11 protein-coding genes are annotated in these 12,564 nt (G+C 70.8%); 1 reads left to right on the top strand and 10 read right to left on the bottom strand.

What is annotated here, in order from left to right; all coding sequences use genetic code 11:
* Positions 1-36 precede the first annotated feature (36 nt).
* From P3T41_RS26000 to P3T41_RS25990, 3 genes are all read right to left on the bottom strand, one after another.
* A complete protein-coding gene (locus tag P3T41_RS26000; protein ID WP_280692854.1) occupies positions 37-309 on the bottom strand; it encodes an ATP-binding cassette domain-containing protein in 273 nt (90 codons plus the stop codon).
* Positions 306-1,268 (bottom strand): zinc ABC transporter substrate-binding protein, encoded by a 963-nt coding sequence (locus tag P3T41_RS25995; protein ID WP_280692852.1) that lies wholly within the window; start codon positions 1,266-1,268, stop codon positions 306-308. Before P3T41_RS25995 ends, P3T41_RS26000 begins: the two co-directional genes overlap by 4 nt.
* A 368-nt stretch (positions 1,269-1,636) precedes the next feature.
* Entirely contained in the window at positions 1,637-1,945 is a 309-nt protein-coding gene (locus P3T41_RS25990; protein WP_280692850.1) for a hypothetical protein, read from the bottom strand.
* Between the two features lie 246 nt (positions 1,946-2,191).
* Here P3T41_RS25990 and P3T41_RS25985 point away from each other — a divergent pair, with 246 nt between their 5' ends.
* On the top strand, positions 2,192-4,852 hold the full coding sequence (locus tag P3T41_RS25985; RefSeq protein WP_280692956.1) for a glycosyl hydrolase: 2,661 nt from the start codon (positions 2,192-2,194) through the stop codon (positions 4,850-4,852).
* Positions 4,853-4,989: 137 nt separating this feature from the next.
* Here the strand turns inward: P3T41_RS25985 and P3T41_RS25980 are convergent, their stop codons facing one another.
* From P3T41_RS25980 to P3T41_RS25950, 7 genes are all read right to left on the bottom strand, one after another.
* Positions 4,990-6,153, bottom strand: a complete 1,164-nt coding sequence (locus P3T41_RS25980) for an agmatine deiminase family protein (protein ID WP_280692848.1) — start codon at positions 6,151-6,153, stop codon at positions 4,990-4,992.
* 13 nt (positions 6,154-6,166) lie between these two features.
* Positions 6,167-7,000 (bottom strand): ABC transporter ATP-binding protein, encoded by an 834-nt coding sequence (locus P3T41_RS25975; RefSeq protein ID WP_280692846.1) that lies wholly within the window; start codon positions 6,998-7,000, stop codon positions 6,167-6,169.
* Complete coding sequence (locus tag P3T41_RS25970) at positions 6,993-7,973, bottom strand: ABC transporter ATP-binding protein (protein WP_280692844.1); 981 nt, start codon at positions 7,971-7,973, stop codon at positions 6,993-6,995. Before P3T41_RS25970 ends, P3T41_RS25975 begins: the two co-directional genes overlap by 8 nt.
* The gene (locus P3T41_RS25965) at positions 7,970-8,824 is read right to left on the bottom strand and encodes an ABC transporter permease (RefSeq protein WP_280692842.1); all 855 of its coding nucleotides are present in this window, start codon (positions 8,822-8,824) and stop codon (positions 7,970-7,972) included. The genes P3T41_RS25970 and P3T41_RS25965 overlap by 4 nt, the downstream gene beginning before the upstream one ends.
* On the bottom strand, positions 8,821-9,780 hold the full coding sequence (locus tag P3T41_RS25960; protein ID WP_280692840.1) for an ABC transporter permease: 960 nt from the start codon (positions 9,778-9,780) through the stop codon (positions 8,821-8,823). Before P3T41_RS25960 ends, P3T41_RS25965 begins: the two co-directional genes overlap by 4 nt.
* Positions 9,777-11,438, bottom strand: coding sequence for an ABC transporter substrate-binding protein (locus P3T41_RS25955; RefSeq protein WP_280692838.1), 1,662 nt, complete (start codon positions 11,436-11,438; stop codon positions 9,777-9,779). The genes P3T41_RS25960 and P3T41_RS25955 overlap by 4 nt, the downstream gene beginning before the upstream one ends.
* 65 nt (positions 11,439-11,503) lie before the next feature.
* Entirely contained in the window at positions 11,504-12,502 is a 999-nt protein-coding gene (locus P3T41_RS25950) for an agmatine deiminase family protein (RefSeq protein ID WP_280692836.1), read from the bottom strand.
* Positions 12,503-12,564: the final 62 nt, after the last annotated feature.

Below are 12,564 nucleotides of genomic sequence, written 5' to 3'. Positions count from 1 at the left end.
TCAGGGAGGTTGTGCCAAGCGGGAGTTAAAGGAATGTCAAGACGGCGGGCGCTGCCGCAGCAGCACCCGCACCTCGCCGGCCGCCGCCGGCAGCACCCCCAGCAGCACCTTCACCAGCGTGGACTTGCCGACCCCGTTGGGGCCGAGGACGGCGGTGAACTCCCCTGCCCCCACGGTCAGATCCACACCCGACCACAGGGTCCGCCCGCCCACCCGCACGGCCGCGCCACGCAACGACAGCACCGGCTGCTCGCCGGTTCCGGCGTGCTCCAGGTGCGTTCGGACCGCTTCGGTCGGGTGGATGCTCACTTGCCCGTCGCCTGCTTCAGTGCGTCCGCGATGCCCTGCAACTCCTTGGTCTGCCAGTCCTGGAAGGTGCTGCTGGCCGGCGCGAGGGTCTCGGTGACCTCGGCCACCGGGATGCCCTGCGCCTTGGCCGCGTTGACCTGGGCCACGACATCGGGGTTGGAGTTCTGGGTGTTGTACACGTAGATCTTGATCGCCTTGGTCGCGATCTGCTGGTCGATGGTCGACTTGTCGGCCGCGGTCGGGTCGGTGCCCTCGCTCTCCGCGTCCAGGAAGGTCTCGGGGGTGAGCATCTTCAGGCCGACGCTCTCGGCCAGCGGCGTCACGATCGACTCGGAGGCGCCGATCGGGGTGTCCGCGTACTTCGCCTTGATGTCCGACTCCAACTGGTTGTACTGCGCCAGCGTCTGCGTCTCGAAGGACTGCTTCTGGGAGTCGAAGTACGCCGCGTCGGCCGGGTCCATCTTCTTGTAGTCGGCGGTGATCTGGTCGATCACCTTGTACACGCTGTCGTGCGAGTACCACTGGTGCGGGTTGTCGCCCTCCTTCTTCCCCACCAGGTCGCCGACCTTCAACGCGGTCCGGTTCGGCGCCGGGTTCGCGGCCAGCAGCTTGTCCGACCACGCGTCATAGCCGATCCCGTTGGTGATCGCGTAGTCGGCGCCCGCGATCGTGCGGCCGTCGGCGGCGGTCGGCTCGTAGGAGTGCGGGTCGGTGTCCGGGTTGGTGATGATGCTCGACACCTTCACGTGCGAGCCACCGAGTTGGGTGGCGATGCTGCCCCAGAAGTTCTCCGCCGCCACCACCTGGATCACCTTCGAGCCGCCGGCCGAGGATCCGCCCGAGGCGGCCTTCGACGTGGTGGAGCAAGCACTGGTGGCCGCGAGCGCCGCGACGGCGGCCGCGCCGAGCAGGAATCTGAGCGGCTGACGGCGGACCTTGCTGGACAGGGCGGCGCTCATGACGGGCTACTCCTCGCATGCGGACCCGGCCGCGGACGCGGCGGGGCCCAGTTCCGGTGGACGACCCTCACCCTAGATAGAAATGGTTTTCATCTCTACCGACAGCGACCCCGAGATGACAATCATTACCAAACCTTGACCGGCGGGCCCCAGCGATCGCCGCAGCAGCAGACCTCCCCCGCTCCCCGTCGATTCGGGCGGGATCCGGCTGCTTGGCGGCCCGACAACTCCCGGTGCGCGAGGGTGGTTTGCGAGCTTCCTCCGCACCCCACGACCACCGTCGCGGGATGCGGGAACCAACCCCCGGCCCGTATCGTCCAAGTCGCCGATGCCCGGATCGGGCGGCCCGGACGGAACTCGGAGAGTCGTCAGATGAAGAGGCGGGCGCAGGCCCTCATCGCCGGCGCGGCGATCATCGCGTCGCTGTCGGCCTGCGGTTCCAGCGGTGGGGGTCGGTCGTCGGCGCCTGCTACTGCGAGCACGTCGCCGTCACCGTCGTCGGCGGGGGCGACCAGGGCGGCCACCCCGACGAGCCCGCCCCGAACTCCGGTCACACCGTCCGCCCCCGAGCACACGTTCTCCCCCACGACCACGAGACCCACGACCACGGCACCCACCGCGACCGCCCCCGGGTCCGGGGGCGTCGAGAACCCGGTCGACCCGGTGCATCGTGGCACCGCCGCACCGTCCCACTCGGCCGCGACCTCGTAGCTCGCCGTGACGCCGCCGTGGACCGGCGGGCGCCTTGGACGAGGCCCCGGCCGGGTGGTGATCTTTATGGTTTCGCAACCTGATCTTCCCTTCCCCTCCAACAGCCGCACCCGGGAGGCTGCTTGATGCTTCGCCGAGGCGTCCGACACCGCGCGCGCCCGGCAGTACATGGGGAGGAGCACCAGGTGCCCATCAGGCATCAACGACGGCTCATGATCTGCGCCGTCACATTCACCGCTCTCGGACTCGCCGTCACCCAGGCCGCCGCGGCACCCGCGAACAGCGCCGTGCCGTGGAACGTCCGCCACCTGGCAGCGGTCGGCGCAGCGCACGCCCAGCAGGCCGCGTCCGGTCATCACGCCAACTCCCTCGCCACCGCGAACGCGGCGACACCGGGCGGCGACGGCGGGGACGACGACGCCTTCAACTCGGCCGAGTCGACCGCCCAGTACACCGAGGCCCGCACCGCGCCCGGCGTCGTGGCGCCCGGCGCGTACGGCGCCGCGTGGTCCCAGCTGCAGTCCCTGGACCACACCTCCGGTTCCTGGGACCAGGTCACCAACAAGCCGTACAACTCGGACGATCCGCGCTACCGCGACGTCAACTCCAACTCGAGCGGCGGCGCCGGCGACGTCACCGGCCGGATCACCGGCATAGCCGCCGACGACGACGGCTACGTCTACGCGGGCGGCGCCAACGGCGGCGTGTTCCGCTCGCGCACCGGCGGCGGCCAGTGGCAGCCCATCTCGAACAAGCTGCCCTCGCTCTCCACCGGCGCGCTCGGCCTCGACGGTGGCGGGCGGCTCTGGTACGCCACCGGCGAGTCCAACACCGGCGCCACCTCCTTCGTCGGCACCGGCGTGTACGTGCTGTCCGACCCCAAGCACGGCGAGTTCCAGCCCGGCGACCGGGTCGGCGGTGCGGAGTTGGAGAGCACCACCATCCACGCGCTGCGCTTCGCCGGTGACAAGGTCTGGGCGGCGACCAGTCGCGGTGTCTGGAGCCACTCCACCACCACGCTGTCGGGCCCGTGGACGCTGGAGTTCGCCCCGAACCCGGACTACCTGCCCGGCGGTTCGATGGCCTCGGACCCGAGCGCGCCGTACAAGAACATCGCCAATGACATCGCGATCGACCCCAAGGACCCCTCCAAGGTCGTCCTCGCGGTCGGCTGGCGCAGCGGTGACACCTACAACGGCTTCTACAGCAAGGCACCGGACGGCAGCTGGCAGCGCGTCAGCTCGCTGGGCGACCTGCCGAGCGACGCGGCCGACGTCGGCAACGTGACCTTCGCCCGTTCCACGGACGGCTCGCGCTACTACGCGATCGACGAGTCGCCGAACCTGCTGAACACCAACCCGGACAGCGGTCTGCAGGGCATCTACGTCTCCAAGTCCGGCTCACCGCTGGGTCCGTGGACGCTGATCGCGGACAAGAACAAGCTGATGGGCTCCGGCTCGGCGCTGCAGGGCGCCGGCTACCAGCCCGGTATCCAGTCCTGGTACAACCAGTTCCTCCAGGTCGACCCGAACAACCCGGACCATCTGTACGCCGGCCTGGAGGAGGTCTTCGAGACCACCAACGGCGGCACCAGCTGGAACACCCCCGGCCCGTACTGGAACTTCGGCTTCCCGTGCTGGGGCATCGACCCGACCAAGCAGACCGGTGACTGCTCCCAGACCACCCACTCCGACCAGCACGCGGTCGCGGTCGGCAGCTACCACGGCAAGACGTCGGTCTACGTCGGCAACGACGGCGGCATCTACCGCCGCCCGCTGAACGGCGCGGTCGACGCCTCCGGCCACGCCACCGACTGGACCTCGCTCAACGACGGCACCATCGACACCCTGCAGTACTACTCGGTGGGCGTCGGCAAGGACCCGGCCGGCCACGGCGTCATCGTCAGCGGCGGCCTGCAGGACAACGGCCAGTCCGTCCTGCGCGCCGGCGACAAGGTGATGGGATCCAACTTCGGCGGCGACGGCGGCGACACCATCGTCGACCCGAACAACGGCTGCAACATCGCCCAGGAGTACACCAACCTGGACATGTGGGTCACCCAGGACTGCGGCGTCAACAACGGCGCCTGGACCACCGACCCGACCAAGGCCACCGAGTACGAGGTCGCCCCGCCCGACAAGGCCACCGGCGCCGCGCGCTTCATCGCCCCGATCGCCGCCGACGCCAAGAACCCCGACACCTGGGTCGCCGGCGGCCAGCACGTCTGGGTGCAGAACAAGGGCTACGCGATCCGCAGCACCAGCGACTGGACCAGCGCCTACGACCTGGGCGCCGGCCACCTGGCCACCGCCGTCGTCGCCTCCGGCGGCACCGTCTACGCCGGCTGGTGCGGGCCCTGCAACAACCAGGGCTTCACCCGCGGCATCGCGACCGGCAACGCGGACGGCACCGGCTGGCACCAGCTGAACCTGCCCGTCGACGGCACCATCCCCAACCGGTACATCTCCGGCTTCGACGTCGACCCGGCCGACGCGAGCCACGTCTACGTCACCATCAGCGGCTTCTCCCGGAGTTGGACCGAGGGCCCCGGCGCGGGCATCGGTCACGTCTTCGAGTCGCGTGACGGCGGCGCCACGTGGACCGACATCTCGGCCAACCTGCCCGACGTCCCGGCCGACAGCATCCGGATCGTGCCCGGCGGCGGCCTGGCGCTCGGCACGGACCTGGCCGCCTTCTACCGCGCCCCCGGCGCCACCGACTGGAAGGTGCTCGGCAAGGACCTGCCGACCACGGCGGTGCTGGAGCTGCGGATCGGCCCGGACGGCGACCTCTACGCGGCCACCCACGGACGCGGCATCTGGTCGTTCGACCTGAACCGGCTGCCGCGCGGCAACCGGCCCGGCGACAACTGACTCGCGCGTGAACGGCGGTCGGCCCACCGGAGTGCGGGCCGACGGGTCTCGCGATCGGCGGGTGCTGTCCGCACCCGCCGATCGCTCGGACAACCCGACTCACCTCGCCGGCAGCACCGGCCGCCCCGCTCGTCGCGTTACGGAACGGGTTGTTGCTGGGTGACGCAGTGGATGCCGCCGCCGCCCGCTCCGATGTAGTCGATGTCGAGCTGTTCGATCGTGCGGTCCGGGAAGAGCTGGGCCAGGGTCGCGCCGGCGGCGGCGTCGGCGTTGGTGTCGCCGAACTGGGCCGAGATCACGGCGCCGTTGCAGAGGTAGTAGTTGGCGTAGGAGCCGACGAAGTTGGGGTTCGTCGAGCGGATGAGGTTGTAGTCGGGGCCCTGGATCTGGCTGACCGCGATCGGGGCTCCCAGCGCGTTGGTGGAGCTGGAGAGGATCTGGAGCTGCCGGCGCTCGTCGTCGGACCAGATGTCGGTGTCGGTGGGCAGCGGGATCTGGACGGCGGCGGTCCCGGCGCCGAGGAAGCGGGAGGTGGCGTCGACGTGGTCGTCGGTGATGTCCTGGCCCGAGATGCCGGGGAACCAGATCACCGTGGAGGCGCCGTAGGCCGCGCACATGGCGGCTTCGAGCTGGGCCTGCGACAGGGTGGGGTTGCGGTTGGTGTTGACGATGCTGCTCCGGGTGGCCATCAGGGTGCCGGCCGCGTCGGTCTCGATGGCGCCTCCCTCGCCGACGAGACCGGCGGCGGTGAAGGGGATGCCGAGGTAGGCCGCGACGCGCTGGGCCACCAGCGCGTCGTTGGTGTGGGTCTGCTTGCCGCCCCAGCCGTTGAAGTTGAGGCCGACGGCGTCGAGTCCGCCCGCTCCGTCGGTGCGGAAGATCGGGCCGGTGTCGCGCATCCAGCAGTCGTCGACCGGGATCGAGCCGATGACCGTGACGCCCGCGCCGCACATGGAGCGGGCCTTGGCGACGCTCGCCGGGTTCGCACACATGGTGACCGGCTCGTACTTCGCGATGGTCCTGGCGACGAGCGCGATGTTCGACTGGACGCCGCTGAGCTGCCTGCGCCAGATGCTGGTGCTGTCCGGCCACGCCATCCAGGTCCGGGTGTGGGGATCGCTGTCCAGCGGTACGGAGTGGCCCGTCGTGGCCGTTGCGCGGGCCGGCTGGCCTGCGGCTGCCACCGCCCGGCCGCCGGTCGCGGCGGCGACGGCGGCACCGGCCGCGGCGAGGCCCGCGGCCGTCAGGAATCCGCGTCGTCCGACCCCGGCACGCGGCCGGGGCTCAAGGGTGTCGTTCATTGCTGACCTCCAGTCAACTGTCCGTGGAGTTACCACGGTTGGTGGTGAGCGAGAGTGCGCGCCTGGCGGCGGCCAGCTGCCGGGGGTCCCAGCCCGGTCGGGGCACGGAGTCCAGCAGCAGCCGGGTATAGGGGTGTTGGGGCGTGGCCAGGACCTCGGCGGTGGGCCCTGACTCGACGATCCTGCCGTGGCGCATGACGATGACGTCGTCGGTGACGCAGCGGACGACGCCGAGGTCGTGGGTGATGAACAGGTAGCCGATGCCGGTCTGTGCCCGGATGTCGGCGAGCAGGTTGAGGACCTGCGCCTGCACGGAGACGTCCAGCGCCGCGACGGCCTCGTCCAGGACCATGACCGCGGGTTCGACGGCCAGCGCGCGGGCGATGGCGACGCGTTGGCGCTGGCCGCCGGAGAGCCGGCGCGGCAGGGCACTCGCGGCCCGGGTGCCGAGACCGACCTGGTCGAGGAGCTCGGTGATCCGGCGGGCGTGGTCGATGTCCGGGAAGTGCAGGCGGAGGGCTTCGCGCAGCGCCGCCTCGACGGTGGTGCGCGGGTCGAGGGAGAGGTAGGGGTCCTGGAAGACCAGCTGGATCTGGCGGGCCCGCGCCAGGCGTCGGGCCTTGCCCCTGGCACGGGCAGTGCGGTCGGATCCGTGCAGCAGCACCTGTCCGGCGTCGGCCCGTTCCAGGCCGACGATGATCCGGGCGGTGCTGGTCTTGCCGGAACCCGACTCGCCGACGATCCCGAGCGAGCCGCCTTCGGCGAGCGTGAAGGAGACGTCGTCGACCGCCCGGACAGTGCCGAACGTCCGCCGCAGGCCGGTGACTTCGAGCACGGTGTCAGGCATCGGCAGCACTCTCCTCGAGACGGTCGCTGTGGTGGCACGCCGCCAGGTGACCGGGGGCGCCTGGCGCGGAGTGCGGCTCCGGGGCCTGTGTGGTGCAGAGCTGGGTCGCGAAGCGGCAGCGCGGGGCGAACGAGCACCCGGTCAACTCGTGCCGCAGATCCGGCGGTTGGCCGTCGATGGCGGCAAGCCGGCCACCGGGGGCGGCAAGGCGTGGGGTGGCCGCGAGCAGGGCGAGGGTGTAGGGGTGGCGGGGGTCGGTGAACAGGGTGGCGGCTGGGCCCGTCTCCACGATCCGTCCGGCGTACATCACGTAGACCCGGTCACTGATGGCGGCGGCGAGCCCGAGGTCGTGGGTGACGAACAGCAGCCCGGTGTCGAAGCGTTCCTTCAACTCGCCGATCAGTGCGACCACTTCCGCCTGGCTGGTGACGTCGAGCGCGGTGGTGGGCTCGTCGGCCAGGAGCAGGACGGGGTCGCCCATCAAGGCGGCGGCGATCATGACGCGTTGCAGCATGCCGCCGGACAGCTGGCCGGGGTGGCGGCGCAGGACCGAGGCGTCGAGCCCGACGGCTGTCAGGAGTTCGGCGGCACGGCGGGTGGCGTCCGGCTCGCTCATGGCGCCGGTGAGGCGGACACTCTCGGTGAGGAAGTCGCCGACGCGGCGCAGCGGGTTGATCGCGGCCCGCGGGTCCTGGAAGATCATCGCAACCCTGCCCGTGCGCAACGCGCGCAGTTGCTGCGGGTCGAGAGCAAGGACGTTCTCGCCGGCGACCTCGACCGCACCCTCGGTCTCGGCGCCCTTCGGCAGGAGGCGGAGCACGGTTCGCGCGGTCAGGCTCTTGCCGGAACCGGATTCGCCGACCAGGGCGACGGTTTCGCCGGCCGCGATGTGGAGGTCGACGCCGTCGAGGACGGGTCGGGCCGTGTCGGGAAGGCGCAGGCAGAGGTTCCTGATGTCCAGGGTGCGGGTCATCGGTCCCTCCTGGCGACCTGGTCGGCCCAGCGTTCGCCGACGACGTTGAAGGCGACGACGGTCAGCACGATCACCAGGCAGGGCAGGAGCGCGGAGAGCGGGTAGCCGCGTTGGATGGCGGTCTGGCCGTCGAAGACCATCCGCCCCCAGTCGGGGGTCAGCGCGGGGACACCGAGTCCGAGGTAGGACAGGCCCGCGAGGTCGATGAGGGCGTAGCCGAAGTTGATGGTGGACTGGGCGAGGACGACGGGGGCGATGTTGGGGATGACGTGCCGCAGGCAGATCTGCAGCGAGGAGTGGCCCTGGACCTGGTAGGCGGCGACGTAAGGGCGTTCACGCTCGGCGAGGACGAGGGAGCGGGTCAGCCGGGAGACGTAGGGCAGGTAGGCGATCGCGAGGGCGAGGACGGGGGCGAGCAGTCCCTCGCCGTAGACCGTGACGATGAGGATCGCGAGCAGCATGCCGGGGAAGGCGAAGACGAGTTCGGTGCTCCGCGAGAGCACGGAGTCCAGCCAGCCGCCGCGCCAGCCCGCGGCGACGCCGACCGCGACACCGGCGAGGGTGGCGAAGACGACGACGCCGAGCGGGCCGATCAGCGAGGTGCGGGCGCCGAGCAGCAGCCGGGAGAGGGTGTCGCGGCCTGCGGCGTCGACGCCGAGCAGGTGGTCGGCGGACGGCCCGGCGAGCACGTTGCCGAGGTCGACCGTGTTCGGGTCGCCCGGGGCGAGCCACGGCGCGAGCAGCGCCGCGAGGACGACCAGCACGACGAAACCGAGGCAGGCCAGGTAGAGCGGTTGCCGGGCGGCCCGGAGGCGGGCGAGGCCGGGCCGGCGGGTGAGGACGGTGGTCATGCGGTGGACCTCCGGGCTCCGAGGGTGACCGTGGGATCGACCAGCGGGAAGAGCAGGTCGATGATGAGGTTCACGGTCATGAACAGCCCGACGATGAACAGCGAGATGGCCTGGACGGTGGGGAAGTCCTTGGTGGTGGTGGCGAGTTCGAGGAGCTGTCCGATTCCGCCGATGCTGAACGCGGACTCCACCAGGACGGTGCAGATGATCAGGGTGGAGACGATCAGGCCGCCGGTGGTGAGCACGGTGCCGCACGCGTTGCGGAACACGTGGCGCCAGATCACCTGCCGCTCCGGGACGCCGCGGCTGCGGGCCACGGCGACGTGTTCGCTGTCCAGTTGCTCGAGCATGGCGGCGCGGGTGACCCGGGCGAGCATGCCGATCAGGTACAGGGCGAGGGCGATCGCGGGCAGGATGAGGTGCCGGATCATGTCCCCGAAGCCCTGGCCGGTGCCGCTGGTGGGGAACCAGCCGAGGCGGACGGAGAACAGTCCTTGCAGCAGGATGGCGGCGACGAAGGACGGGGTGCCGACCGCGACGGTCGTGGCGACCAGGATCGTCGAGTCGGTGGCCCCGCCGCGCACCGCGCCGATCCAGCCCAGCGCCAGGCCGACCACGACGACCAGGACGAGTGCCATCGCGACCAGCAGCAGGGTGCTGGGCAGCCGGTCGGCGAGCAGCTTCGAGACGCCGGTGCGGTACTCGATCGAGCGCCCGAAGTCGCCGTGCAGCACCTGGCCGAGCCAACGGAAGTACCGCACGAAGAAGGGGTCTTGGAGGTGGTACTGGGTGTTGATCTCCGCCAGGGCGGCCGGTGAGGCCGACCGCCCGGAGAGCAGGAAGCTCGCCGGATCGCCCGGCGCCAGGTACATCGCACCGAAGATCACGAAGGAGGCGCCGAGCAGGGTGGCGGCCATCTCCAGCAGCCGCCGGACGGCGAATCTCGCGAAGCTCACCTGGCCGCCCCCACGTCGGCTGCCCACGGGTAGTACATGTAGGAGATCGTGGTCGGAGCGCCGGTGATCCGCTTGTTCATGAACAGCGAGGTCGGCCACTGCGCGACCGGGATCCACAGCGCCTGGTCGGCGGCCTGCTGGTTCAACCGGGCCTCGATGGCCAGGCGCTGGGCCGGGTCGTACGTACCGACGGCCTGCTTGACGAGGTCGTCGTAGGCCTTGTCGCTGTAGCCGGCGTAGTTCTGGTAGGAGCCGGTCTGGAAGTTGGTGAGCAGGTCCATCGGGTCGGTGATGGACAGGTAGTACGTCTCGGGGAACATGTCGATCCCCTCGCGCGCCTTCGGGTCGGTGAACAGCGCGGTGAAGGCGTCCGGGGCGATCGTCCTCAGCTGGATGTCCAGCCCGATCCTGGTGCCCGCCGACTGCACGGCCGTGGCCAGCAGCGAGACGTCCTGGCCGATCGAGCTGGTGGCCATGGTGAGGGTCTTGCCGCGCGCGCCGGCGTCCTTGATCAGCTGGGTCGCCTGCGCGATGTCCTGCGCGGTCGGCTGGAGTCCTCCGAGGGCCGCCTGCTGGGTCGCCGCGTCCGCTGCGGCCCAGGCCGCCTTGCTGGTGAGGGAGGTGGTCGCCGTGCCGTTGCCGCCGAGGCCGGTGCTGACGAAACCGGCACGGTCGATGGCCAGCGAGAGCGCCTTGCGGACCCGGACGTCGCCGAGTGGGCCGTGCGTGTTGGTGACGTTGACGTTGACGGTGCTGAGGCTTTCGCCGAAGTAGAGGGTGCCGGCGCTGCTGTTCTTCAGGCGGGCGTAGCTCTCGGTGGGGATGAGGTAGCCGCCGTCGGCCTCGCCGGTGAGCAGGGCGTTGGTGCGGGCGGACGGGTCGGTGAGGAACTCGAAGACGACCTTCTTCGACTTTGCCCTGGCGCCCCAGTAGTCGTCGAAGCGGTCCAGCTCGATCGACTGGCCCTTGGTCCAACTGCCCAGCCGATACGGGCCGGTGCAGTCGAGGCTGCCGCTGGTGCCGTAGTCCTTGCCGGCCGCCTGCACACCCCGCGCACTGGCGACCACGCCGGCGGCAGTGGCCATGTACTGCGGGAACTGGGAGTCGGGGGTCTTGAGCTTGATGGTGACCTGGAGCGGTCCGGTCCTGGCGATGGTGTCGACGTTCTGGAACTCGTTCGCCCAGGCGCCGCCGTTGTCCGGGTTCCGCTGCCGGTCCAGGCTGAACACCACGTCGTCCGCGGTCATCACGGTGCCGTCCTGGAACTTGACGCCGGGGCGCAGGTCGAAGACCCAGGTGGTGGGGTCGGGGTTGGTGGCCCGCTCCGCCAGTCCGGGCTCCTCCTTGAGCTGGGGCGTCCAGCGCATCAGGCTCTCGCAGATGTTGGACAGGACGGTGTTCTGCGGGTAGTCGAAGGCCTGGAGGTAGTCCAGGGTCGGCGGCTCGGCGTAGAGGGCCCAGCTGAAGGAGTCGAGCTGGCCCTTCGCGGCCGGGGTGTCCGCCGACAGCGTGTAGGCGTCCTGGCCGCCGGGGCCGCTCGGCTGCGGCGGGCCGGCGCAGGCGGCGACCAGCGCGAAGGCACTCAGGGCGGAGGCGGCCAGGGTGATCCCGCTGGCGTGCCTCCCGCGTCTTCCCGGGCGCGGCGGTGTGGGGGGCATCGGCGCTTCCTCTCCGATTCTGGTGGGGGTCAGGGTCTGCTGGACGATCGGGCTCTGATGGAGGATCAGGCACGCGCGCGGGCGGCCGGGACCTGCTGGGTGATGCAGTGGACGCCGCCCCCGCCGTAGGCGATGACACGGGTCCGCACGCCCACGACCTTGCGGCCGGGGAAGGCGCGAGCGAGCACGGCCAGGGCGCCCTCGTCCTCGGGATGGTTCGCGACGGGGGCGACGACGCCGCCGTTGGCGAGGTAGAAGTTCAGGTACCCGACCTCGGTCCGCCTGCCGGCGACCTCGACCCAGGCGGCCTGCGGGAGGTCGATGATCTCGAACGGACGGCCCTGGGCGTCGGTCGAGTGCTCCAGGACGGCGCGGTTGGCGCGCATCCGCACGTAGTCGGGGTGCTCGGGGTCGGCCGGCAGCTGGACGACGACCTGGCCGGGGGCGACGAAGGCGCAGACACCGTCCACGTGCCCGTCCGTCTCGGTGTCCAGCAGCCCGCCGTACGGAAGCCAGATGACCTTGGTGACGCCGAGCCGGGCCTTCAGCTCGTCCTCGATCTCCGCGCGGCTCATCCCCGGGTTGCGGTTGGGGTGCAGCAGGCACTGCTCGGTGGTGATCAGGGTGCCTTCGCCGTCGACGGTGATCGCACCGCCTTCCAGGATCATCTCGGAGCGGATCACCGGAACACCGAGGTGCTCCAGCAGCAGCGCGCTCAGCTTGTCGTCGGCGTCCCACGGGTGGTGCTTGCGACCCCAGGAGTTGAACCGGAAGTCCACACCGGCGCGGTGCCCGTCCTCGTCCAGGACGAAGATCGGCGCGGAGTCACGGAGCCAGGAGTCGTCCATCGGCAGCTCGACGACCGTGACGCCGTCGCCGCACCTCTCGCGGGCCTCGTCGCCGTACCCGGGCGGCACCGCCATGGTGACCGGCTCGAACTGCGCGATGGCACGGGCGACCGCGGCGTACTCGCGCTTGACCTCGTCGAGGGTCTCGCCCCACAGGTCCGGCCGGACGGGCCAGGCCATCAGGCAGCCGTCGTGCTCGGTCCATTCGGCAGGCATACGGAAACTCACGGCGACCTCTTCCTGTTCGATCCAGAACTCGCAAGTGGGGAACGGGGGGT

This window comes from Kitasatospora sp. GAS204B, assembly GCF_029892155.1.
Taxonomy (GTDB): domain Bacteria; phylum Actinomycetota; class Actinomycetes; order Streptomycetales; family Streptomycetaceae; genus Kitasatospora.
The sequence above is the reverse complement of the archived record's forward strand: the minus strand, read 5'-3'. Positions and strand labels throughout refer to the sequence as shown.